This window comes from Paenibacillus albidus, from assembly GCF_014644435.1.
In the GTDB taxonomy this organism is placed as follows: domain Bacteria; phylum Bacillota; class Bacilli; order Paenibacillales; family Paenibacillaceae; genus Paenibacillus_AQ; species Paenibacillus_AQ albidus.
The window spans coordinates 12,692-36,629 of sequence record NZ_BMKR01000009.1; the positions used below are offsets into that span (position 1 = coordinate 12,692).

The following is a 23,938-nucleotide window of genomic DNA, read 5'->3' on the forward strand; positions in this document are numbered from 1 at the left end:
CGATACGGCTGCCGTATATGACATACTGCGAAAAGGCTGGTCAATTGGTCTCTACAGCATGTCCTCCGAATTCATTACGCAGGGCAGCAACCACTTTGCCGGTAAACGTGTCCGTCTCAAGCGAGCGGTAGCGCATCAACAACGCCATGGCGATGACCGGGGTGGCCGCCTGCAGATCAAAGGCGGTCTCCAGCGTCCATCTGCCCTCGCCGGAAGAATGCATCACGCCTTTGATCTCGTCCAGCTTGGCGTCCTTGGAGAAGGCATGCTCGATGAGTTCCATCAGCCAGGAGCGGATCACGGAACCGTTGTTCCAGACTCGCGCCACCTCTTCAAAGTTGAAGTCAAACTCGCTTTTCTCGAGGACCTCGAAGCCTTCCCCTATAGCCGCCATCATTCCGTATTCAATTCCGTTATGGACCATCTTTAAGAAATGTCCGCTGCCTGCTTTACCGGCATATAAATATCCCTTCTCCACAGCCGAAGCCAGGAACAAAGGCTCTACCACCGCCCAGGCTTCCGCATCGCCGCCAACCATATAACAGGCTCCATGGCGCGCGCCTTCCATCCCGCCTGAGGTTCCGGCATCCAGAAAATAGATGCCCTGCTGCTGCAGCTGTCCATGCCGGCGGATGGACTCTTTATAATGGGAGTTTCCGGCGTCGATGACGATATCTCCTTTGGAGAGCAGCGGCGTAATCTCGGAGAGGACGGAATCCACGACCTGATGCGGAACCATAATCCAAAGAATCCGCGGCGTTTCCAGCCTATTGATAAGCTCCGGCAGGCTGGCCGCTCCTTGCGCACCTTTGGCCTCCAGTTCCTCTGTCACTGCGGTATTAAGGTCAAAGGCAGCCACTTCATGGCCGTTCTCCAGCAGATTAAGCCCCAAGTTGAAGCCCATTTTACCCAGTCCGATTAATCCCACTTTCATATTGAACCCTCCTAAATTGATGTTGTTAATCCTGTTCAGATGAAGTCCCGGTTCATGGGACAAAAAACGGACAGGGGCCCTTAGGCTCCTGTCCGGATAATGGCTGGGGCGTCCGGTACAGATGGAGCCGCCTCATTTGTCTTGTCTTCCGAGTCCAGCCACCACTCAGTCCCACCCAGCAGTGCAGCGGACCCATCCGGTCCATGTGATCCGGATCGATATGCCTGCAGCGGCAGCAGACCTTCCTCACTGGCCTCCAGAATCGGTTGAACCCATTGCCAGGACAATTCAACTTCATCCCAATGTGCGAAGAAAGTGGCATCGCCGCGCAGGGCATCAAAAATCAGATTTTCATAAGCTTCCGGCACATCGCTGCTGCTGCCGGATTGGTAATTGGCGTGGACGGATGTAAGCTCGCCATGCTGCTGCGGATCTTTTGTGTTGAGCTGCAGCGTGATCGCTTCATCCGGGCTGATCTCGATAATCAGCAGATTCGGGGTATGATCCCCTTTATTTTTATTATGACTATCATTAAACGGTTCTTTGAATTCAATAACGATACGTGTGGATTTCTGCTTCATTCTTTTCCCGGTGCGGATGTAGATCGGAACTTCATTCCACAAAGGATCGTCGATCCACAGGCGGGCGGCGATGAAGGTCTCAGTCTGCGAAGACCGGTCTATCCCCGGTTCGGACGTATATCCGGCTACAGCCCTGCCTTCAACCTCACCCGGGGTATATTGTCCGCGAACCACGTTCAAGGCAACATCTTCCTTAATCAGGGGACGCAAGGATTTGACGACATGTTTCTTTTTGCTCCGCACCTCTTCGGGCGTGCTTCCTTTGGGGAGCTGCATAGCCGTCATCATGAGCAGCTGCAGCATATGATTCTGGAACATGTCCCGCAAGGCCCCGGACTTATCATAATAACCTGCACGCTCCTCTACCCCCACTGTCTCGCTGGCCGTAATCTGCACATTGGCAATATAACGGTTCTGCCAAAGGGCCCTCAGCACCGGGTTGGAGTATTTGAGCACCTCCAGATTCTGCACCATCGGTTTGCCGAGATAATGATCAATCCGAAAGATCTCTTCTTCTTTAAAAGCTTCCGTCAGGCTTGTATTCAGCGCCCTCGCCGACTTCAGATCCCGGCCAAACGGCTTCTCAATAATCAGACGTTTCCAGCCCAACGTATCCCCCAGTCCGCTTGCCTGAATATTCGCAGCAATCGGCTCAAAAAATTCGGGGCCAACGGATAAATAGAACATCCGGTTCTCCGGCAGGCCAAGCAACGCCTCCCGCTCCCGGACATGCTTCAGAAGCTTCGTATAGTCTTCAGGATGTCCTACGTCCAGCACACTGTATTCAAATCCCTGAAGAAAAGCCTGCAGCTGTAACGAATCCAGTGCTGCACGTCTCGAAAAGCTGTGTAATGATTGCAGGACCTGGGCACGAAAAGTCTCATTCGACAGCTCCCGGCGGCCTAAGCCAATGACGGAGAACGGAGTGGAAAACTTCCCATCCACATACAAATTATATAATGCCGGGTATATTTTTCGTTTCGCCAAATCCCCGGTTGCACCAAACAATACAAAGGTAGAAGCTTCCACTTTCATTCCTCCTGTTATTATCATTTATTTACAAGGTTACTTATAATCAGTGACCAACTTTATTAGACACATCATACGCCGTTAACATCAAATCGTCAATATCACTTCGACATTTACAAAAAGTTATTATTTTCACAAAGCAGACGTACTGAATCTTGCGTAACGATAATAGAGGTTCCCCTCAGCCGTTTATGGCTTTTGGAGAACCCCACCCGCACAGCCTCGAACGAACCTTGGGAACTGCTGTGGATACATGTGAATGGCAACTGATCTGCTCCTGACCGAACCGGAGAAAGCTCTCATCCATGCCTAAAAGCCCCGGTATATTACCGAGGCCGGAGGACTCCATGGGTCTGTGATATCGGTCGCTGTAATCAGGTAATTATGTAAATCCTTATAGACACTTTTACGGGACTTCATATCCGTAAACAGCAGGTAATACAGTCCATCGCAGTAAAACAATGCCAGGGGCCCAAATGGAGCCGGGGCTCCGTTCTTCCGTAAATCTTTTTTATAAAATTGTATCGCTTACATTCTGAATATAGTTATAATAAATAGAAGAAAATGTTTATATTTTGTCATGTTGGAGGGACTATGAAGCAATTGTTTGAACCTGTAAGATTCGCAGATCAGAAGACATTCATTTGGGATTACCAAATATACACCGATACTTATTACAAAGGTTATTACCACTGGCATCAATGCTGTGAGATCATGTTTGTGCATGGCGGCCAGGGAAACGTGGTCGTCAATCAGCAAATGTACGATATTCGCCGGGGGATGCTGTTTTTTTTCCAGCCCTATCAGCTGCACCGGATCTATTCGGAGGTTTCGCCGGCTTGTCCGTTTCAGCGCACGATCTTCTACATCGATCCGCAGGTTGCAGAGAATCTGCTGCAGGGTTTCGCCAAGCGCAAGGCTATGTTCACGGCTTTGTGGCAAGGCAAGGATACGCAATATGCCTTTGACCTGGGTGAGCGCTCCGGTATCCTGGAGTGGGCACTTATGAATTACGAACAATCCACTCAGGGGAATACGGAGGAAGACGCCGAGAGCCTTACCATGCTGCTGTTGCAGTTGCTGAACTGCATTGGCACCGGTGACCCGCTCCTGCTCCACACCGGCGAACACCGGAAGCTTCGCTATTCCGAGAAGATCATGGGCTGGATTGAAGAGCATTATCATGAAGAGGTGAATCTGGAACAGCTCGCGGAAGAGATCCATCTGTCCAAATCGTATGTATCCCGAATATTCCACCAGGAAACGGGAGGAAGACTGGTCGATTATCTGACGGCCCGGAGGATCAAGCAGGCCTGCCGCCTGCTCGGCACCACGGATATGTCAGTGGAGCAGATCGGCATAGCCGTCGGTTTTCCAAATGCCTCTTATTTCAATCAGCTTTTCAAACGTGTACTTGGCACCACGCCGCTTAAATACAGAAAGAGCAATTAACGACAGAGCGTCTGATGGGATCCTCACTCCCGGACTCGAGGAATAGAGAACACGGTACAATCAGGCCAACCCTCTGCTCAGCGAAGATCAAATCTTTTTTTTACAACTGCCGGGACACCGGCAGCCATGGTAAAGTCAGGGATATCTTCTTTGACAAAGGCTCCCCCACCGATCATAGACCAACAACCGATGTGACGTTTCTCACGCACCGAAGCTCCAATACCAATATAAGCTCCGTCATCGATAGTTACATTCCCCGCCAGATTCACACCAGGGGCTAGGGTCACATAATTACCGATAACCGCATCATGGCTGATGCTGACACTCCGATTGATAATTACGTGATCTCCGATCCTAATATTGTCAGACAGGACGGCTCCCTCAAAGATCATACTCCCCGCTCCAATGACATTTCTTCGGGACAAGCGAACTTGGGGGTGTATTAGCGGGGCAGCGACACGAAATCCTGATCGGATGGTATCATAAGCGAATCGCTTCTTTAACGTCGGGTCACCCACTCCCGCGCATAGGAGCTCTACCTCATGTTTTAACGCTTCAATATCAACCAGCGTTCCCAGGACAGGAACACCATCTACAGACTGGCCTTTCATCTCAGGCCGTTCGTCTAAAAATCCTACCACTTGAACTTCCAACTCTTCGCATAACCAGTTAATCTCTCTCGCATGTCCGCCCGCTCCCCAAATGACGATTTTTTTCATTCGGTGTTCTCTTTTCCCAAGCTCCCTAGAACTTTTACAATTCTTTGCACGATACGCTCATCCAATTCTTCCCACAAGGGTAAGCTGACAATATGGTTTGCAATATATTCGGTAACATGAAGAGTGGAATGGGGATGACCTTGAAACTGCTTCTGCTGATGGCAAGCCGGAGAAAAATAGGTTCTGGCTTCAATGGAATTAGAGGCTAATAATTCAATGACTTCCCGGTTACTATGGGAGCCCGGACTAAGGATGGATATAAATTGATGAACAACCGTCCCTTGCAGTTTTTGTATAGACCATCCTTGTTCTAATAAGCCTGCTTGGAGCAGTTCATGAAGATAAAATTCGTAGATAGTCTTTCTATTCTCCTGAACAGCCTTGAATTGATCGAGAGTGGCTAAGGCGATAGCGGCAGTATACTCGGGAATCTTACTGTTCAGGCCTTGCGTAACTGACTCCCTGCTGCTGGAGAAACCAAAATTCCCCGCCCGGCGAATTCGCTTAATGAGATCCTGATCCATACTATAGATTAGCCCACCCTCTCCAATACCGAAAGATTTGGTGGCATGAAAGCTGAAGACTACGGCACCTCCGAAGCCTTTACCAAAATGCGTGGCTTCCACCGGAGTTATAGTTCCAAAACTGGCCGCACCATCGATAACTACCGGAATTCCTTGCTGTATAAGCTCATTATAAAAGGATAAATCAATGGCTGTTCCAAACGTGGCATAAGGTACGATAACCGCGATTTGATCCCCCAGCAGCCTGACGGTATGTTCTAGCTGCTCTCTATTCATTTGCCAATTCTCCGGCTCTATGTCCAGGAAGTAGGGCTCAAGTCCGCACCACTCAGCAGCAAGTGGGGTGGCAGCAAAAGTAAAGCTTGGCATAACCGCATATTTGCCTTGGGGTCGCTTGCTTTGAGAAATCGCCAGCATCAACCCGATGGTAGCATTATGAACGGTGACTGCTGCACCGGTTCCATCAAACATTTGATTAATGACCCGCTTTTCAAACAGGTTATTCAGGGGACCATAATTGGAGTAAATCCGGGTCGCTTCTATTTTTTCAAGATAGGAAAGGAATTTTTCCTTTTTTACTAAATTAGGTCGTAAGAAGGGTATGTCAAACATGATCCAGCCTCCTTCGCACGTGTGTTGATTTTTTTAGTCTAATGTATTTAGGATCGTTTCAATTCGCTGGAGATCTGCCATAAAATATTGGCGGCCTTTTATCCGTTGTTGATAAGAATGGAGTGCCGTTTTAAACAAATCGTTAGTATCAAGGAATCCATCATCTCTGGAGGCAATCATAATATCTAACCATTCCGTGAACGCTGTTATACCAAGTGTTTGATTATTTTGATTAGGATGTATTCGGAAATAACTTAGTTCTTCCGGAATATAAACGGCTTTTCCCTTGGATAGCAAGTTCAGCCAAGCAGCTAAATCATTTAGAAGAGAATACTGCTTCCCTTTATATACTCCAAAGGGTTCGATAAGATCTGCTTTTTTAAATAACACGGTCGTTGGTTCACCAATCAAATTTAAACACCGGGTTAATGCAACATTTGCCAACATTTTTCCGTCCATGATCCTTGTTTCTTCGTATAGCTTTTTCGTCGCATAAAGCGATGGGGCAAAAGCACCTGATTCATTTATGGTTTGTCGATAAGAGGTAACCAGTTTGATGTTTTCGAAATTTTGAAAAAAATAGATCATTTTTACTATTTTCTCTTTATGGAAAACGTCATCATCCATCAAGTAATTTATATATTCCCCTGATGCCAAGTCGAAACATTTGTGCCAATTCCCAAGAAAAAGATTCTTCTCATTTTTGTGATATTGGATTTGGGGAAACGAATCTAAATAAAGATCAAGCATTTCTTGTACTTCATTAGTTGTGCTGTCATCACAGATAATGATTTCGATATTCGGGTAAGTTTGCTCCAATACACTGTCGATGGCGATTTTTAGTGTATGAGGCCGGTTATATGCAGGTATAACTATACTTACTAATGGGCATTCCAAGTTACTCCACCTTTCTTTTGTAGTCATCCTTGAAGTACTGACGAAGGTGCCTCAAAATATACAATAGAGGTCATGTTGAGGCCTTTAGCCAATCAAGCGTACCAAATACGCCAGGGCAGATGTTAAATCCGTTCTTTTTCTCACATACACATGCAAATACACATACATATATATATATTACTGGAACATAAAATGTTGATAAGAAAACGGAAAAATTTAATCCAAACATTAATGCACGAATGGGCACCTCTCTCTTGCCTGGTTTGAAACTAGTAAAAGGAGAATGATCATGTCATTGAATTTCACTCCACTATTGACAGCTTATCTATTTGTATCGAGCAACATTATAAAGGAAGATTTAAAGGAATTGATAGACAGGTTAGAAGAAATCCACATCACAGTGAACTTGTATGAACCCAATAATCCAATATTAGACAACAGCCTCCCGAAACCTCGAGTCTACGTTTCTTTGGGAGAGAAGTGGGGAGACTTCCCAACACTAATATCGTTGCCCAGTCACGAAAAAAAACGCTGGTTACACTTCCAATCCCCAAATGATATCCAACCCATTCATTTATTTTTCTGCTGGCTCAAAGCAACGGACCCGCTCCCAGAGAATAGGACTGTTCCTCCAACTCATTTTTCTTCCAAAACTCCGCTAGTCTCTGTGTTTACAGCCAGTTATAGGTCAAAAGAAAAAATACAACGGCCTTACCAATCCTTATTGAAGCAGACCTACAAAAATTGGGAATGGGTCATTGTTGATGACTCCGGTGATGAAGATGAGACATACAAGCAGGATTTACTTCCGCTAAATGACCACCGTGTACGGAGGTATCGCCAAGATTCCCGCAATGGGTATATAGGAGCCGTCAAGAGGTATGCAGCTGGTTTATGTACGGGGGAAATTTTAGTGGAAGTCGATCATGATGATGAGCTCACTCCTGAATGTTTAGAGAAAATCGTTAAGGCGTTCCAGCAAAACCCTGAATGCGGGTTTGTTTATGGGGATTGTGCAGAGGTTTATGTAGGGAGCAATAATGCGCATTGGTATGGTTGGGATTGTGGTTTTGGTTACAGTGTTTTTTATCGAGTCTGGCTGCATGAAATGAACAGATGGCAAAATGCACAAAAACATACAACCATTAATGGGAAAACCATTCGTCATTTGGTCGGTTTACCCAATCACCCCCGTGCGTGGACGAGGGACTGTTACCATCTAATTGGGGGCCATCGTGATGAACTATTGGTGGCGGATGATTACGATATGCTAGTCCGGACGTTTCTTTGTACTAAATTTGCCTATGTCCCTGATTTATTATATATCCAATATCGCAATGCAAATGGAGACAACACCACATTCCTGAGAAATAAGCAGATTCAGGTTCTTGTAAGAGAACTAAATAGAGGCTATTTTCAAAGAATTTCTATGAGGTTGAAGGAACTCGGTTTACCAGAACAACTTCCGTATAATCGGATATGGGAGACTCCTGCAAATGATCCTGCCCGGAAGTCTGCTAATGTTATTCAAGAAGATACTTCCCGATCCTCGATATTATTCCCTATCTCCTATTCCTGTCCTGAAAAAGAGAATACTCAATTATTACTGACTCTCCAAAAGGGCGTTGAAAACAACTATAGGGACATAGAGATTGTGGTTGTGGGTCGTGTTCCACAGGAAGTCGAAACCTATGCGTCCAAAGCTCCTATGGGAGCGATAAGATGGTGGCCCATGCAGCGGGATGATTCATTGGAAACTTGTATTCAATACGCAAAATTTATTGCTTCCTGTAAAGAGAAAGTGGTTGTATTGCCTTAAATCTCAACGAATAGCCAGAACACCAGCCTACCATTATTTGATAATACCTCTGTCAAAGTCTCTCCGAGTATTCCAAGAGGACTTCGACAAAGGTTTTTTTTATGCGGTTTGGTGGAACTCTAACTGCCTGAGACGTGTATTTGAAACCCTGGCTCGAATGAGCAGGGCTTCTGATACGTCTCTTTTTTCGTGTCCTTTCTTTAATCAATAATTAAACGTATGTTATTCAAGATATACGTATTGTTGGTGAAGAACTTCTCCTCCGTAACGGTTAATAAATGATATTGAGTCATTTTTACTCCGAGGCGACAAAAAAAGACCCAAAAGTTATAAATAACCTTTGGGTCATCTATATATCCCTTAACCTTCGGTCCTTAAAGTCCTAACTCGACTTAAGGACCTTGAACACTTTGTTCACCTTAAGGTCCTACGTCACCCTGAGGACCTTGGTCACCTTGAGGTCCTTGTACGCCTTGGTCACCTTGGTCGCCCTGAGGTCCTTGAATGCCTTGGTCACCCTGTGGTCCTTGAACACCTTGGTCACCCTGGTCGCCTTGAGGCCCTTGAACGCCTTGGTCACCTTGGTCTCCTTGAGGTCCTTGAACGCCTTGATCACCTTGAGGCCCTTGAACTCCTTGGTCACCCTGATCGCCTTGAGGTCCTTGTTCACCTTGATCGCCCTGAGGCCCTTGTTCACCCTGGTCACCTTGAGGTCCTTGAACTCCCTGGTCGCCCTGAGGTCCTTGAATGCCTTGGTCGCCTTGGTCGCCTTGATCGCCTTGAGGTCCTTGAACGCCCTGATCCCCTTGAGGTCCTTGGATACCCTGGTCTCCCTGAGGTCCTTGAACGCCTTGATCCCCTTGAGGTCCTTGAACACCCTGGTCTCCCTGAGGTCCTTGAACACCCTGGTCTCCCTGAGGTCCTTGAACTCCTTGGTCTCCCTGAGGTCCTTGAATGCCCTGGTCACCCTGTGGTCCTTGAACACCTTGGTCCCCTTGAGGTCCTTGAACTCCTTGGTCGCCTTGAGGTCCTTGAACGCCCTGATCTCCTTGAGGTCCTTGTTCACCTTGGTCGCCCTGAGGCCCTTGAACTCCTTGGTCGCCTTGAGGTCCTTGAACGCCTTGGTCACCCTGGTCGCCTTGAGGTCCTTGAACTCCTTGTTCCCCTTGAGGTCCTTGAACGCCCTGATCCCCTTGAGGCCCTTGAACGCCTTGGTCTCCCTGAGGCCCTTGAACACCCTGATCCCCTTGAGGCCCTTGAACGCCTTGGTCTCCCTGAGGCCCTTGAACACCCTGATCCCCTTGAGGCCCTTGAACGCCTTGGTCTCCCTGGTCACCTTGTGGTCCTTGAACTCCTTGGTCACCTTGAGGTCCTTGAATACCTTGATCACCCTGAGGTCCTTGAACGCCCTGATCCCCTTGAGGTCCTTGAACACCCTGATCACCTTGAGGTCCTTGAACACCTTGGTCACCTTGAGGTCCTTGAATGCCTTGGTCCCCTTGTGGTCCTTGAATACCTTGATCACCCTGAGGTCCTTGAACTCCCTGGTCACCTTGAGGTCCTTGAACACCCTGGTCTCCTAGAGGCCCTTGAACACCTTGGTCCCCTTGAGGTCCTTGAATACCTTGGTCACCCTGAGGTCCCTGATCGCCTTGAGGTCCTTGAACTCCTTGGTCCCCTTGAGGGCCTTGAACGCCTTGGTCACCCTGTGGTCCTTGAACCCCTTGGTCACCTTGAGGCCCTTGAACGCCTTGGTCGCCCTGAGGTCCTTGAACTCCTTGAACGCCCTGAGGTCCTTGATCACCTTGGTCGCCCTGAGGCCCTTGAACACCTTGGTCACCTTGAGGTCCTTGAATACCTTGGTCGCCCTGGTCACCCTGGTCGCCTTGAGGTCCTTGTTCACCTTGATCGCCCTGTGGTCCTTGAACCCCTTGGTCTCCCTGTGGTCCTTGAACCCCTTGGTCACCCTGTGGTCCTTGAATACCTTGGTCGCCTTGTGGTCCTTGAATACCTTGGTCGCCCTGGTCGCCTTGAGGTCCTTGTTCACCTTGATCGCCCTGTGGTCCTTGAACCCCTTGGTCACCCTGTGGTCCTTGAATACCTTGGTCACCCTGTGGTCCTTGAACTCCCTGGTCTCCCTGAGGTCCTTGAACTCCCTGGTCTCCCTGAGGTCCTTGAACTCCTTGGTCGCCCTGAGGCCCTTGAACACCCTGATCCCCTTGAGGTCCTTGAACACCCTGGTCTCCCTGAGGTCCTTGAATACCTTGATCACCTTGAGGCCCTTGTTCACCTTGATCGCCCTGTGGTCCTTGAACTCCTTGGTCGCCTTGAGGTCCTAGATCACCTTGGTCGCCTTGAGGCCCTTGAACACCCTGATCCCCTTGAGGTCCTTGAACTCCTTGGTCTCCTTGAGGTCCTTGATCACCCTGGTCGCCTTGAGGCCCTTGAACTCCTTGGTCTCCCTGAGGTCCTTGAACTCCTTGGTCTCCCTGAGGTCCTTGAACTCCTTGATCCCCTTGAGGTCCTTGAACTCCCTGGTCTCCCTGAGGTCCTTGAACTCCTTGGTCGCCTTGAGGTCCTTGAATGCCTTGGTCGCCCTGAGGTCCTTGGTCACCTTGAGGTCCTTGAACGCCTTGATCACCTTGAGGTCCTTGAACACCTTGGTCGCCTTGAGGCCCTTGAACACCTTGGTCTCCCTGAGGTCCTTGAACGCCTTGGTCTCCCTGATCTCCTTGGTCGCCTTGAGGCCCTTGAATGCCTTGGTCACCTTGTGGTCCTTGAACTCCTTGGTCGCCTTGAGGCCCTTGTTCACCTTGGTCGCCCTGAGGTCCTTGAACTCCTTGATTGCCCTGAGGTCCTTGAACGCCCTGATCACCTTGAGGCCCTTGAACGCCTAGGTCACCTTGTGGTCCTTGTTCACCTTGGTCGCCCTGAGGTCCTTGTTCACCTTGATCGCCCTGTGGTCCTTGAACTCCTTGGTCGCCTTGAGGTCCTTGAACTCCTTGGTCGCCTTGAGGTCCTTGAACTCCTTGGTCTCCTTGAGGTCCTTGATCACCCTGGTCACCCTGTGGTCCTTGAACTCCTTGGTCACCCTGATCGCCTTGAGGTCCTTGTTCACCTTGATCGCCCTGAGGCCCTTGTTCACCCTGGTCACCTTGAGGTCCTTGAATGCCTTGGTCGCCCTGTGGTCCTTGAATGCCCTGGTCTCCCTGTGGTCCTTGAATGCCTTGGTCGCCCTGAGGTCCTTGAACGCCCTGATCCCCTTGAGGTCCTTGAACACCTTGATCGCCTTGAGGTCCTTGAACGCCCTGGTCGCCCTGAGGTCCTTGAATACCTTGGTCGCCTTGAGGTCCTTGAACGCCTTGGTCCCCTTGAGGCCCTTGAACTCCTTGGTCTCCCTGAGGTCCTTGAACTCCTTGGTCTCCCTGAGGTCCTTGAACTCCTTGGTCTCCCTGATCTCCTTGGTCGCCTTGAGGCCCTTGAATGCCTTGGTCACCTTGAGGTCCTTGAACTCCTTGATCCCCTTGAGGTCCTTGAACACCCTGGTCTCCCTGAGGTCCTTGAACTCCTTGGTCGCCCTGAGGTCCTTGAACGCCCTGATCTCCTTGAGGTCCTTGAACTCCTTGGTCACCCTGAGGTCCTTGAACACCTTGAGGTCCTTGGACACCTTGGTCTCCCTGGTCACCCTGAGGCCCTTGAACGCCTTGGTCACCCTGAGGTCCTTGAACTCCTTGGTCGCCCTGTGGTCCTTGAATGCCTTGGTCACCTTGAGGTCCTTGAACTCCTTGATCGCCCTGTGGTCCTTGAACACCCTGGTCACCCTGTGGTCCTTGAATGCCTTGGTCACCTTGAGGTCCTTGAACGCCTTGATCCCCTTGAGGTCCTTGAACGCCTTGATCCCCTTGAGGTCCTTGGATACCCTGGTCACCCTGAGGACCTTGAACTCCTTGGTCGCCCTGAGGTCCTTCTACTCCCTGGTCACCCTGTGGTCCTTGAACACCCTGGTCACCCTGTGGTCCTTGAACACCCTGGTCACCTTGAGGCCCTTGAACGCCTTGGTCACCTTGAGGCCCTTGAACTCCTTGGTCACCCTGTGATCCTTCAACTCCCTGGTCACCCTGTGGTCCTTGAACACCCTGGTCACCTTGAGGCCCTTGAACTCCTTGGTCCCCTTGAGGTCCTTGAACGCCCTGATCTCCTTGAGGTCCTTGAATACCCTGGTCGCCTTGAGGTCCTTGAATACCCTGGTCGCCTTGAGGTCCTTGAATGCCTTGAGCACCCTGAGGTCCTTGAATGCCTTGGTCGCCTTGAGGTCCTTGAACACCCTGATCCCCTTGAGGTCCTTGAATACCTTGGTCACCTTGAGGCCCTTGAACTCCTTGGTCGCCCTGTGATCCTTGAACTCCTTGGTCGCCCTGTGATCCTTGAACACCTTGGTCACCCTGTGGTCCTTGAACACCTTGGTCTCCCTGTGGTCCTTGGACACCTTGGTCGCCCTGGTCGCCTTGAGGCCCTTGAACACCCTGGTCGCCTTGAGGTCCTTGAATGCCTTGATCCCCTTGAGGCCCTTGAACGCCCTGGTCACCTTGAGGTCCTTGAACGCCCTGGTCACCTTGAGGTCCTTGAACGCCTTGATCCCCTTGAGGTCCTTGAATACCTTGGTCACCTTGAGGCCCTTGAACTCCTTGGTCGCCCTGAGGTCCTTCAACACCCTGGTCACCCTGTGGTCCTTGAACACCCTGGTCACCCTGTGGTCCTTGAACACCCTGGTCACCTTGAGGCCCTTGAACTCCTTGGTCCCCTTGAGGTCCTTGAACGCCCTGATCTCCTTGAGGTCCTTGAATACCCTGGTCACCCTGTGGTCCTTGAATACCTTGATCCCCTTGAGGTCCTTGAACGCCTTGGTCGCCCTGAGGTCCTTGAACTCCCTGGTCACCTTGAGGTCCTTGAACTCCCTGGTCTCCCTGGTCACCTTGAGGTCCTTGAACGCCTTGGTCACCCTGGTCACCCTGGTCACCCTGGTCACCCTGGTCACCCTGGTCACCCTGGTCACCCTGGTCACCCTGGTCGCCTTGAGGTCCTTGAACACCTTGAACGCCCTGAGGTCCTTGATCACCTTGATCACCTTGGTCACCCTGAGGACCTTGAACACCTTGTTCGCCCTGATCACCTTGGTCGCCTTGAGGTCCTTGAATACCTTGATCCCCTTGAGGTCCTTGAATACCTTGATCCCCTTGAGGTCCTTGAACACCCTGATCCCCTTGAGGGCCTTGGATACCCTGATCCCCTTGAGGCCCTTGAATACCTTGATCACCCTGAGGTCCTTGAATACCTTGATCACCCTGAGGCCCTTGAATACCTTGATCACCCTGAGGTCCTTGAATACCTTGATCACCCTGAGGCCCTTGAATACCTTGATCACTCTGAGGCCCTTGAATACCTTGATCACCCTGAGGCCCTTGTTCACCCTGGTCACCTTGAGGTCCTTGAACTCCTTGATCGCCCTGAGGTCCTTGAATACCTTGATCACCTTGAGGCCCTTGAACGCCTTCGTCGCCTTGAGGTCCTTGAACACCCTGGTCGCCTTGAGGTCCTTGAACGCCTTGGTCCCCTTGAGGTCCTTGAACGCCTTGGTCACCCTGGTCGCCCTGTGGTCCTTGAACACCTTGGTCTCCCTGTGGTCCTTGAATACCTTGGTCGCCTTGAGGCCCTTGAACACCCTGATCGCCTTGAGGTCCTTGAACACCCTGGTCGCCTTGAGGTCCTTGAACACCCTGGTCACCTTGAGGTCCTTGAACACCCTGGTCTCCCTGAGGTCCTTGAACTCCTTGGTCGCCCTGAGGCCCTTGAACGCCTTGGTCACCCTGGTCGCCTTGAGGTCCTTGAACTCCTTGTTCCCCTTGAGGTCCTTGAACACCTTGGTCTCCCTGCGGTCCTTGAACGCCCTGATCCCCTTGAGGCCCTTGAACGCCTTGGTCTCCCTGAGGTCCTCGAACTCCTTGGTCTCCCTGAGGTCCTTGAACTCCTTGATCCCCTTGAGGTCCTTGAACACCCTGGTCTCCCTGAGGTCCTTGAACTCCTTGGTCGCCCTGTGGTCCTTGAACGCCCTGATCACCTTGAGGTCCTTGAACACCTTGGTCTCCCTGAGGTCCTTGGACACCTTGGTCTCCCTGGTCACCCTGGTCGCCTTGAGGCCCTTGAACACCCTGATCACCTTGAGGTCCTTGAACGCCCTGATCTCCTTGGTCACCCTGGTCGCCTTGAGGTCCTTGAATGCCCTGGTCACCCTGAGGTCCTTGAACGCCTTGAACGCCTTGGTCTCCCTGATCACCTTGGTCGCCTTGAGGTCCTTGAACGCCTTGATCACCTTGAGGTCCTTGTTCACCCTGGTCACCCTGTGGTCCTTGAATACCTTGATCACCTTGAGGTCCTTGAACGCCTTGGTCGCCCTGAGGTCCTTGAACTCCCTGGTCACCTTGAGGTCCTTGAACTCCCTGGTCTCCCTGGTCACCCTGAGGTCCTTGAACACCCTGATCCCCTTGAGGTCCTTGAACACCCTGATCCCCTTGAGGTCCTTGAACACCCTGATCCCCTTGAGGCCCTTGAACGCCTTGGTCTTGAGGCCCTTGAACGCCTTGGTCTCCCTGAGGTCCTTGAATACCTTGATCCCCCTGAGGTCCTTGAACGCCCTGATCACCTTGAGGTCCTTGAACTCCCTGGTCACCCTGAGGACCTTGAACACCCTGATCCCCTTGAGGCCCTTGAACGCCTTGGTCTCCCTGATCACCCTGGTCGCCTTGAGGGCCTTGAATACCCTGGTCACCCTGAGGTCCTTGAACTCCTTGGTCGCCCTGTGGTCCTTGAATGCCTTGGTCACCCTGAACTCCTTGAACACCCTGGTCACCTTGAGGCCCTTGAACGCCCTGATCACCTTGAGGTCCTTGGATACCCTGGTCTCCCTGAGGTCCTTGAACGCCTTGATCCCCTTGTGGTCCTTGTTCACCTTGGTTACCCTGAGGTCCTTGAACACCCTGGTCGCCTTGAGGCCCTTGAACTCCCTGATCACCTTGAGGTCCTTGGATACCCTGGTCTCCCTGAGGTCCTTGAACTCCTTGAACGCCCTGAGGTCCTTGATCACCTTGGTCACCTTGTGGTCCTTGAACTCCTTGAACGCCCTGAGGTCCTTGATCACCTTGGTCACCTTGTGGTCCTTGAATTCCCTGATCTCCCTGAGGCCCTTGGTCACCTTGAGGCCCTTGAACGCCTTGATCTCCCTGAGGTCCTTGGATACCCTGGTCACCTTGAGGCCCTTGAACGCCCTGATCACCTTGAGGTCCTTGGATACCCTGGTCTCCCTGAGGTCCTTGAACTCCTTCGTCGCCCTGAGGTCCTTGAATGCCCTGTGGTCCTTGAATACCTTGAACGCCTTGAGGTCCTTGTACGCCCTGATCACCTTCGTCGCCTTGAGGTCCTTGAGCACCTTGAGGCCCAGCTGCCTCTGTTCCCAAAAGTTCATCCGATACTAATCGATGGGCAGGTACCAATTGCCCCAATGCATCTTTGCCCCACACAGAAACTTGGATTTCATTTTCTGCTGCTCCGCTTGTGGTGAAGACAAATTCAAATGCAGTTAGATTTCCATAATAGTTCCTGGCTACATCCGCATTTGGCCCAACTTCAACCAATTCCTGTACGTATAATGTTCTGCTGCCATTTAAATTGTAACCCTCGACTAAAACGGTAGAAGAATTTACAGGATCTCTATTATCTATCAATACCGTGATCAGTTGTGTGGGTCTGACGCCATTCACAGGATCATTTGCAATAGGTCCAGTTGACAATACTGCCATGTAAGATACTCCCTCCTTTTTGAAGTGGTAGGGTTTTCTTCCTCAAGATTCCGTCCCTCTAGCTTATGACTCAACGATGTTAGATGATCACTGTATGTCTCTGCAGCTAAGTTGAGCTTTATGACCTTAGTTGCTCGTCAGCAACAATACGCTGAACGCCAATGATGGCCCCGCTTCCGCTTTTTCCCCACACCGAGATGTCAATACTTGCTTCAGCCTGAGCGCTTGTGGTAAAGACGAATTCATAGGCATCGAGGTTTGCTCCATAATTTTTCGTAACAACTGTATTGGGGGCTAAAAACACTTCTTCTAGTACATACAACGTTCTTAATCCGTTTAAAAAGAATCCCTGAATTAAATTAGTTGCAAAGTTGGCTGGATCTCGATTCAGCATTTTCACCGTGATCTGTTGGATCGATCTGACCCCGCCAACAGGACTATTTTCAATAGGTCCAGTTGATAATACCGCCATTAAGTGGATACCTCCTTTACTGGTTATTGACTGAAGCCATGAATCCAATGAAAATGATAGAACTAGAATAGGAGCCGGATTTTTCAAAGTTCCATGTATAATATTGCTAATTTGTTATATCTGATTGTTTGTTTGGCTATTAAAATTAAGATGCGTGGCCAATCGTTCACAAGACTGCTGCAAAATAAAAATGTGCTTGGTTGAAATGGATAACTGTGGCAGCCAAAAACCATAAAAAAAGACACCCAATGTAGCAGGGTGCCTCACTTATATGTTTTTAAATAAGCTTCCATCTTGATCGTAGGGTTAACGGTTCATGCTACAACACTCTTACAGATTTATTCTTTAAAGCCTCAAACTGTTCCGATTTTTGCTTCTCTTTCCATAAATAGTGAAATCCCCATCGATTATCGATATCCCCTTCGCGCAGCCCTTGTTGCAATGCTGAAAAACGCGAATTAACATAGTCAAATCCCAAATACTTATAATGTAATAGTAGAACTTCACTATGGGAGGGCTTAATTACATTCCCTACAGGTGAAGCAGTATGCCTGCCTGGGCTGAAATTTATTTCCTGAATCTCGGTGGGATTAAATATTTGTGGTTTGTCGTACGTAGGACTTCTTACACCATTCCTTATCGTTTCATGTAAAGATTGATGGCTATCCGGAAAAAAATCAGAAACCATTTCATATCCATTAGGGACAACCAATGTTATCCCTTTGGAAGTACATTCTTGTAAGTATATTCTAAGATTAGGGTGATAAAAATGTTCATCTACGTCACAGACAATAATCCAGTCTGCCTTTTCTCTGCTCTCTTTCCAAAATTGGTTAAATTTCTCTTGTGCTGATCTCACAAGGGAATTCCCTTCTATTACAAATCTATTCAAATTAACTTTGGGATGCGCCCTTAACATGGATACAGAATGATCAGTTGAGTCATTATCAAAAATATAGTATTGGTCGACTATATTATCATAATGCTTAAAAAAAAACGGAAGCATTTTTGCCTCATTCCAGCATAATGCATATAGATGTATGATCACGTGTTTGTCCCCTTTCAAACTGCAGCGCGCATGAATGGCTTGCTAGATAATATATGCAATTCATATTGATGAGGTGCCCCTTTTCGAGGAATTGAAAGCATGACAAAATATGAACATTTTCGCATATCATATTACAACTTTCCAGACTGGATTTCGCGCTATACTCAGGACACATTCAACAAATGGAGGTCATAGGGAATGAGTCTAGACACAGCTTACTGGCAGGAGATCCTGAACAGACTGGATGCAAAAGCAGAACAAATGGTGGCACAGATTGGAGACAAATGCCCCCACTTCGCCGGTGAAGACGGGAAGTTTGACGATATCGGCTCGGACTGGTGGACCACCGGCTTCTGGCCTGGACTGCTCTGGATCATGCATGAGATGACCGGTAAAGATCTCTATAAAAAAGCGGCCTGGCACTGGGATGGCACTCTGGAAGAATGGTTCGTCAAGCCCACAGTGGAGCTGCATCATGATGTAGGTTTTCAATTTCTGCCGACTGCCGTAATCAAACATACCTTAACCGGAGATGAGGATGGGCTTCGCCGGGGTATTGAAGCAGCTAATTTCCTGGCAGCCCGCTATAATCCGGTCGGCAAATTCATCCGGGCCTGGAATGAGGATAAATACGGCTGGGTTATCATCGACTGCATGCTTAATATCTCCCTGCTGTTCTGGGCCAGTAAGGTTACAGGTGATCCCCGCTACAAACATATTGCAGTCAGCCACGCGGAGACAACTATGCAGTACGGTATTCGCGAAGACGGTTCTACGAAGCACATTATTTCCTTCGATGCAGAGACGGGGGCTTATCTTGAGAATTTTGGGGGACAAGGCTATTCACCCGAATCCTGCTGGAGCCGGGGAGCAGCCTGGGGATTGTATGGCTTTGTGAATACTTACCGCCATACGGGTGACGAACGTTTCCTGAATACGGCCAAGCGGATTGCCCATTACTTCATTTCCGCCCTGCCGGAGGATCAGATTCCATATTGGGATTTCCGTCTGGAAGACGACAAACGTTTGTACAGAGACAGCTCGGCGGCCGCCATCGCCGCTTCCGGCCTGCTTGAATTGGCCGACATCGTTCCACTGGGCGAAAAAAACCTGTACGCACGCGCCGCCGAACGCATTTTGCGTTCCTTGACGGAGAATTACACCACCTGGGCTCAGCCGGAACATGAAGCAATTCTGTTGCATGGAACTGGCAGCGGAGATTCCTTTATAGATGTCTCGCTGATCTATGGAGATTACTATTATGTAGAAGCGGTTGCCAAATTAAACGGGTGGAAACACCGGATATTCTAAATGGATAGAACGCCCTTTCGGTTACCAAATGGGTAAACGGAAGGGCTTTTTCGTAATCAAATGAAATTATGGTTTGCGCGGGCGTGTCTTTTTGGCTAACAGAGGCTTCTTCTATGCCTATCACATGAAAGAAGTCCGTATCGGTGGAGCTAGGGCAAAGAGCGAAAAATTGGACTCCACGGCTGCGGTTCTCCCAACCAAAGCGCCTCCGTAAAGAACACCTTGATAATTGAATTTGACAAGCGCCCTGCTAATGGTTAGAATGCCTGATATAAGTCCAGCAACCTCGTTTCCTGTTGGCAACACTACAACCGAATGAAGGTGATTCCTATAAGCAACGAAAATAATCATAACCATCCGAAGCCCCCACTCTTAAAAACATACCAGGAAGCCCGCTTGCAAAATACGGAAAATCTCCGCAGGCTTGTGGTTGATGCTGCCGCTGCCATTTTGCAGGAAGAGGGTCCTGAAGCCGTAACCGTTCGCAAAGTATCACAGAAAATGGATTGTTCCACCAAAATCATTTACAGCTTGTTTGTCAATAAAGAAGGCTTGGCCCAGCAGTTGTATCTGGAGGGCTGCAAAATTCTTGCCGAAGCCTTTGAAAACGTACCGCAATCCGCCGATCCGCTGCAGCATTTGCTGCATTTGGGCGATGCCTTCTGGCAATTCGGACAGCAGCATGCCAGTTATTATAAGCTGATGTTCGGGGGCGCTTTTGCCGAATTCAAACCGGATGCCGAGAGCATGCAAGGGACAATGACCGCCATGCGTCAATTGCAGATCCTAATCAGCAGCGCACAGCACCAAGGCCTGATCTCTGAACAGGAAGATATTCAAACTATAGTGGGTACCATCTGGGCTTCGCTACATGGTGTCATTCACCTGTATATGGGCGGATTCCTCGGAGATGAGAAGTCAGCCAACGCCGTCTACAAGCAGACGATGGCTATGTTAGCCCGTTCGTTGTTTACGAAACATCACTCTTAACCATCGCTAACAAGCCTCCAGCCTTCATCTGGCTGAAGGCTTGTTAGTGCGTCGCCACGGCATGTTCTGCTTCACTCCTTCACCGACCCCAGCGTAATTCCGGTTATAAAAAACCGCTGCAAAAAGGGATAGACGATCAGCACCGGGATCATTGCAATAAAGATTTTGGCGGAGTTCAAAGTCCGGTTCGACAGCTCGCTCATCCGCTGAATCTGCTCGGCTGTCATGGTATTGGCATCCACCACCACAACCATTTGCTGAATATAGGTCTGCAGCGGATAATGATCCGCAGCGGACATCAGCACAAGTCCATTAAAAAATTCATTCCAGTGGTACACGATGCTGAATAAGGTCACTGTGGCAATGACCGGCCCCGCAAGCGGAACAAATATCTGCATCATCATCCGCCAAGGACCGGCACCGTCCACCAGAGCCGCCTCTTCCAGCTCTTTGGGCAAATTACGGAAGAAATTCACAACCAGAATTACACTGAATACCGGAACACTGCCGCCGAGCACAAGTGCCCAGATATTATTAATGAGCCCCAGCGATTTAACCGTCATATACCACGGGACCAGGCCCCCGTTAAACAACATCGTGAACACCAGAACCCACATGAGCACATTGCGGAAGGGGAGCTCCTTCGAACTTTTGGACAAAGGATAAGCCATCAACAGAATGATGACAAAGTTCAGCCCTGCTCCCAGGAATACCCGCTGGATAGAAATCCAGAACGAATTCAAGAACTTGCGGTCACCCATAATCTCCTTATAGGAGCTTAGATTAAAACCTACAGGCCACAGTCCCACCCTCCCCGAACCGGCAGCTGCATTATCGCTGAGCGAGACGGCCAGCGTATACCAGATGGGAAGTATGCAAAGAATTGCAATGCCGGCCAGAAGGACAATCAGGAACACATCAAATATTCTAGAGCCTGTTGTGTTGTCTTTAACCATGGCCCAAGCGCTCCCTTCTCTTAAAAGATGCGGTAATTGGCAAATTTCGAAGCCAAATAGTAGGAAACCGTGATCATGATAAAGCTGACCACAGACTTGAGCAGTCCCATGGCCGTAGCCAGGCTGAACTGCAAATCCACAAGGCCCGTACGGTAAACCCAGGTGTCAATAATATCACCGCTCGAATAGACAAGCGGGTTGTACAGATTAAAGATCTGTTCAAAGCCGGCATTCAGTACATTGCCGAGGCTAAGTACAGACAGCAGGACAATGGCCGATTGGATACCGGGAAGGGTAATATGGCGTATCCGCTGCATCCGCGAAGCACCGTCGATAGCGGCCGCCTCGTACAGCGCCGGGTTAATGCCGGTCAAAGCAGCCAGATAGATAATGGTATTGAAGCCGAATTCCTTCCAGATATCGCTGCCCACAACGAGTGCAGGAAATAAATCCGCCCGTCCAAAGAATAATATGGGCTTGATCTCAAAGACGGAGAGGATCTGGTTTACCGGTCCGGTATAACCAAACACATCAAGCAGAATCCCCGACAGAATCACCCATGAGATAAAATGAGGCAGATAGACGATGGTCTGAATCCATCTTTTCAGAAAGATAACCCTCAACTCATTCAGCAGTAAGGCGAAGACCAGCGGAATCAACAGGTTCCCGAGAATCTTCAAGACCGCAATAAACAGGGTGTTGAACAGAATGGTGCCACTGTCATTCAGCGAGAACATATATTTGAAGTTGTCCAGTCCAATCCATTCGGAATGCAAAATGCCTAAACCCGGATTATAGTCCTGAAACGCCATGACAATTCCGAACATTGGCACAATACTGAACAGAATCAACCAGATAAAACCAGGCAGAAGCATAAGATAATAGTGTTTGGCAAACCCCTTGTTGACCATAAGCCACTTCACTTCCTTTCTCAGCTATGGACAGAAAGCCGCTGATGATGCTCTGCGGCCCTCCCCCACGGCTGTGCTTTTTACTCCGCCAATTCTGCTACCTCGGCTAGAATCTCATCACCGCCTTGCCTTTTCCAATCCTCCACAAAGGTATCAAAAGACTCCAGCGGCGCGGCACCCATAATAATCTTGAGGAAGGTCTCCTTTTCCAGCTTGTCGAGCGTCGCCCATTTGCTCTCCATGGTTTTGGTCTGCGAATACGTTAAGCTGTACGTCTTCTTATAGGGCTCCATCAGCGGTGCAATGCCGACCAGCGTAGAATACATCCGTTTCCACGCGCCGATGTCGGCATCCGGGTCCCAATATTGGATATCCACTTTGTCATAGGGCTCCAGCTTCACCTTCTTAATGTTCTCGGCATCCGACTTGAGCAGCTTGTAGCCTGGCAGATCCATATCCTCTGCTGTTTTGGTACCGGCCAGTACCTCTTTCATCATGTTGTAGGTCACATACATCTCATCCATTGGTGCAAAAACTATACGCAGCGGGTAGTTGCCGATCCCTACACTGACATCAAATGACGATTCATCCCGCAGCAGCAAATTCTCCATCTTGATCGCAGCTTCAGGATATTTATAATCCTTGCGCACCACCAGATATTGGTTGGATGGCGTTCCCATATGCGCGGTGAATTCCCCGCTCTTGTCCAGCAGAGTGTACGCTTGCCAATTCGCCTCGGGATTGTTCTTGATCGCATCCGCCAAAGGACCGTATCCACCGGCCCACCACAATCCGAAGTAGATTCCTGAAGTGCCGTTTTTGATTAATTCCTGGGCATCCTTGCGGATACTCATCTCCTGATCGATCAGGCCTTTTGCGTACAGGTCCCGAAGCTTGCCTAACGCTTCTTTGGTCTCCGGCTCAATGGAGCCGTAGGTAGGCTTGCCGTCTTTGCCTTCCAGCCAGAAGCCCGGATAGGAATGATAAGCGCCAAATACCGGATCAAAGCCATAATTGTTATTGTTCGGCCGGATGAAATCAGCATTAAGCAGACCACCGGACTGCGGGCCGGTAATCCCGATCGTATCCGCTTTGCCGTTGCCATCCGGGTCCTGCTCCACAAAAGCTTTGGCCACCTTCTCCAGGTCCTCGACCGTTCTCGGCACTTCAAGCTTTAGCTTGTCGAGCCAGTCTTTGCGAATCCACATGATATGCTGCATATCCGATTCGGCGGTTACATTCGGCAAGGCATACATTTTGCCGTCAAAGGTCACGGCTTTCATCGCCAGTCCATCCGTAGAGTCGATGATGCTTTTCAGTGTAGGCGAAGCATATTGATTGTAAGCCTCCGTCAGATCGGCGAGCTGGTTGCTTTTTACCATTTGTCTTAATTGGGTATCGTTGACGACCAGCGCATCCGGCAGGTCATTCCCGGCAATGGACAGGTTTACTTTCTGGATATAATCCTTGCCAACACCCGCCTGCCAGACAATCTTCGTTTCAATATTCAGCTTTTCTTTAATATATCTGGTGTACGTATTGTTCTCGGGCGTGTCTCCGGAAGGTAAACTTTTGTCCGCAGCATCCACTTCCTTGCCGATCGTAATCGTGATGGTGTCGCTATACTTTCCGAACGGATCGTTTGGATCTTGGGATACAGCATTGCCTGAACCGGAGTTGGTACTGTTGCCGCTTCCGCATGCGGAGAGCAGCAGCATTGTACTTGCAAGTGCCATGCCTGCAGCTTGTCTCGCTTTCTTCATCTTCGCCCCTTCTTTCATCCGCTTAGATTATGGTGCCTCTATAAGGTAACACAGGACCTGAAGTTTACCG

19 protein-coding genes are annotated in these 23,938 nt (G+C 49.6%); 4 read left to right on the forward strand and 15 right to left on the reverse strand.

From position 1 onward, the window contains the following. Positions 1 to 40 precede the first annotated feature (40 nt). Positions 41 to 934 carry a phosphogluconate dehydrogenase (NAD(+)-dependent, decarboxylating) gene (gene gnd / locus IEY53_RS12380; RefSeq protein ID WP_189025311.1) on the reverse strand — a complete coding sequence of 298 codons (894 nt, stop codon included), beginning with the start codon at positions 932 to 934 and terminating at the stop codon, positions 41 to 43. An 80-nt stretch (positions 935 to 1,014) separates the two neighbouring features. Then, the gene (zwf, locus tag IEY53_RS12385) at positions 1,015 to 2,544 is read right to left on the reverse strand and encodes a glucose-6-phosphate dehydrogenase (protein WP_189025312.1); all 1,530 of its coding nucleotides are present in this window, start codon (positions 2,542 to 2,544) and stop codon (positions 1,015 to 1,017) included. Between the two features lie 594 nt (positions 2,545 to 3,138). On the opposite strand from zwf, the gene IEY53_RS12390 reads away from it, so the two are divergent. Then, positions 3,139 to 3,996, forward strand: coding sequence for an AraC family transcriptional regulator (locus tag IEY53_RS12390; protein ID WP_189025314.1), 858 nt, complete (start codon positions 3,139 to 3,141; stop codon positions 3,994 to 3,996). Between the two features lie 77 nt (positions 3,997 to 4,073). On the opposite strand, the gene IEY53_RS12395 is transcribed toward IEY53_RS12390, so the two are convergent. Genes IEY53_RS12395 through IEY53_RS12405 form a run of 3 tightly spaced genes read right to left on the reverse strand, consistent with a single transcriptional unit; the run spans position 4,074 to position 6,748 of the window. Beyond that, positions 4,074 to 4,715 carry an acetyltransferase gene (locus tag IEY53_RS12395; RefSeq protein ID WP_189025316.1) on the reverse strand — a complete coding sequence of 214 codons (642 nt, stop codon included), beginning with the start codon at positions 4,713 to 4,715 and terminating at the stop codon, positions 4,074 to 4,076. Further along, the gene (locus tag IEY53_RS12400) at positions 4,712 to 5,851 is read right to left on the reverse strand and encodes a DegT/DnrJ/EryC1/StrS family aminotransferase (RefSeq protein WP_189025317.1); all 1,140 of its coding nucleotides are present in this window, start codon (positions 5,849 to 5,851) and stop codon (positions 4,712 to 4,714) included. Before IEY53_RS12400 ends, IEY53_RS12395 begins: the two co-directional genes overlap by 4 nt. Before the next feature lie 33 nt (positions 5,852 to 5,884). Further along, positions 5,885 to 6,748 (reverse strand): glycosyltransferase family 2 protein, encoded by an 864-nt coding sequence (locus IEY53_RS12405; protein ID WP_189025651.1) that lies wholly within the window; start codon positions 6,746 to 6,748, stop codon positions 5,885 to 5,887. A 289-nt stretch (positions 6,749 to 7,037) separates the two neighbouring features. Between IEY53_RS12405 and IEY53_RS12410 the strand changes: the two genes are divergently transcribed. Then, on the forward strand, positions 7,038 to 8,567 hold the full coding sequence (locus IEY53_RS12410) for a glycosyltransferase (RefSeq protein ID WP_189025319.1): 1,530 nt from the start codon (positions 7,038 to 7,040) through the stop codon (positions 8,565 to 8,567). Between the two features lie 427 nt (positions 8,568 to 8,994). Here the strand turns inward: IEY53_RS12410 and IEY53_RS35075 are convergent, their stop codons facing one another. The 7 genes from IEY53_RS35075 to IEY53_RS12435 form a co-directional block, all read right to left on the reverse strand. Continuing rightward, a complete protein-coding gene (locus IEY53_RS35075) occupies positions 8,995 to 10,137 on the reverse strand; it encodes a hypothetical protein (RefSeq protein ID WP_229696114.1) in 1,143 nt (380 codons plus the stop codon). Positions 10,138 to 10,146: 9 nt separating this feature from the next. Then, a complete protein-coding gene (locus IEY53_RS35080; RefSeq protein ID WP_229696115.1) occupies positions 10,147 to 10,857 on the reverse strand; it encodes a hypothetical protein in 711 nt (236 codons plus the stop codon). Between the two features lie 45 nt (positions 10,858 to 10,902). After that, the gene (locus IEY53_RS35085) at positions 10,903 to 11,442 is read right to left on the reverse strand and encodes a hypothetical protein (RefSeq protein ID WP_229696116.1); all 540 of its coding nucleotides are present in this window, start codon (positions 11,440 to 11,442) and stop codon (positions 10,903 to 10,905) included. Positions 11,443 to 11,460: 18 nt separating this feature from the next. Next, complete coding sequence (locus IEY53_RS12420; RefSeq protein WP_189025321.1) at positions 11,461 to 12,495, reverse strand: hypothetical protein; 1,035 nt, start codon at positions 12,493 to 12,495, stop codon at positions 11,461 to 11,463. A gap of 39 nt (positions 12,496 to 12,534) precedes the next feature. After that, positions 12,535 to 16,083 (reverse strand): hypothetical protein, encoded by a 3,549-nt coding sequence (locus IEY53_RS12425; protein ID WP_229696117.1) that lies wholly within the window; start codon positions 16,081 to 16,083, stop codon positions 12,535 to 12,537. A 452-nt stretch (positions 16,084 to 16,535) separates the two neighbouring features. Continuing rightward, entirely contained in the window at positions 16,536 to 16,889 is a 354-nt protein-coding gene (locus IEY53_RS12430; RefSeq protein ID WP_189025323.1) for a hypothetical protein, read from the reverse strand. Between the two features lie 319 nt (positions 16,890 to 17,208). Beyond that, positions 17,209 to 17,937 carry a glycosyltransferase family 2 protein gene (locus tag IEY53_RS12435; RefSeq protein ID WP_189025325.1) on the reverse strand — a complete coding sequence of 243 codons (729 nt, stop codon included), beginning with the start codon at positions 17,935 to 17,937 and terminating at the stop codon, positions 17,209 to 17,211. A 198-nt stretch (positions 17,938 to 18,135) separates the two neighbouring features. On the opposite strand from IEY53_RS12435, the gene IEY53_RS12440 reads away from it, so the two are divergent. Together IEY53_RS12440 and IEY53_RS12445 are read left to right on the forward strand one after the other, a co-directional pair. Further along, on the forward strand, positions 18,136 to 19,248 hold the full coding sequence (locus IEY53_RS12440; RefSeq protein ID WP_189025327.1) for a glycoside hydrolase family 88 protein: 1,113 nt from the start codon (positions 18,136 to 18,138) through the stop codon (positions 19,246 to 19,248). A gap of 396 nt (positions 19,249 to 19,644) precedes the next feature. After that, the gene (locus IEY53_RS12445) at positions 19,645 to 20,238 is read left to right on the forward strand and encodes a TetR/AcrR family transcriptional regulator (RefSeq protein ID WP_229696118.1); all 594 of its coding nucleotides are present in this window, start codon (positions 19,645 to 19,647) and stop codon (positions 20,236 to 20,238) included. Between the two features lie 71 nt (positions 20,239 to 20,309). Here the strand turns inward: IEY53_RS12445 and IEY53_RS12450 are convergent, their stop codons facing one another. The 3 genes from IEY53_RS12450 to IEY53_RS12460 form a co-directional block, all read right to left on the reverse strand. Then, entirely contained in the window at positions 20,310 to 21,194 is an 885-nt protein-coding gene (locus IEY53_RS12450) for a carbohydrate ABC transporter permease (protein WP_189025330.1), read from the reverse strand. A 20-nt stretch (positions 21,195 to 21,214) separates the two neighbouring features. Further along, a complete protein-coding gene (locus tag IEY53_RS12455; protein ID WP_189025655.1) occupies positions 21,215 to 22,105 on the reverse strand; it encodes an ABC transporter permease in 891 nt (296 codons plus the stop codon). Positions 22,106 to 22,185: 80 nt separating this feature from the next. Then, positions 22,186 to 23,868, reverse strand: a complete 1,683-nt coding sequence (locus IEY53_RS12460; protein WP_189025332.1) for an extracellular solute-binding protein — start codon at positions 23,866 to 23,868, stop codon at positions 22,186 to 22,188. Positions 23,869 to 23,938: the final 70 nt, after the last annotated feature.

What these genes read in the sequence shown, in the direction of transcription:
- gnd (WP_189025311.1), bottom strand. Translation starts at nt 934, where the DNA reads ATGAAAGTGGGATTAATCGGACTGGGTAAAATGGGCTTCAACTTGGGG.
- IEY53_RS12390 (WP_189025314.1), top strand. Translation starts at nt 3,139, where the DNA reads ATGAAGCAATTGTTTGAACCTGTAAGATTCGCAGATCAGAAGACATTC.
- IEY53_RS12395 (WP_189025316.1), bottom strand. Translation starts at nt 4,715, where the DNA reads ATGAAAAAAATCGTCATTTGGGGAGCGGGCGGACATGCGAGAGAGATT.
- IEY53_RS12400 (WP_189025317.1), bottom strand. Translation starts at nt 5,851, where the DNA reads ATGTTTGACATACCCTTCTTACGACCTAATTTAGTAAAAAAGGAAAAA.
- IEY53_RS12410 (WP_189025319.1), top strand. Translation starts at nt 7,038, where the DNA reads ATGTCATTGAATTTCACTCCACTATTGACAGCTTATCTATTTGTATCG.
- IEY53_RS12425 (WP_229696117.1), bottom strand. Translation starts at nt 16,083, where the DNA reads ATGAACTTTTGGGAACAGAGGCAGCTGGGCCTCAAGGTGCTCAAGGAC.
- IEY53_RS12430 (WP_189025323.1), bottom strand. Translation starts at nt 16,889, where the DNA reads ATGGCGGTATTATCAACTGGACCTATTGAAAATAGTCCTGTTGGCGGG.
- IEY53_RS12440 (WP_189025327.1), top strand. Translation starts at nt 18,136, where the DNA reads ATGAGTCTAGACACAGCTTACTGGCAGGAGATCCTGAACAGACTGGAT.
- IEY53_RS12450 (WP_189025330.1), bottom strand. Translation starts at nt 21,194, where the DNA reads ATGGTTAAAGACAACACAACAGGCTCTAGAATATTTGATGTGTTCCTG.
- IEY53_RS12455 (WP_189025655.1), bottom strand. Translation starts at nt 22,105, where the DNA reads ATGGTCAACAAGGGGTTTGCCAAACACTATTATCTTATGCTTCTGCCT.
- IEY53_RS12460 (WP_189025332.1), bottom strand. Translation starts at nt 23,868, where the DNA reads ATGAAGAAAGCGAGACAAGCTGCAGGCATGGCACTTGCAAGTACAATG.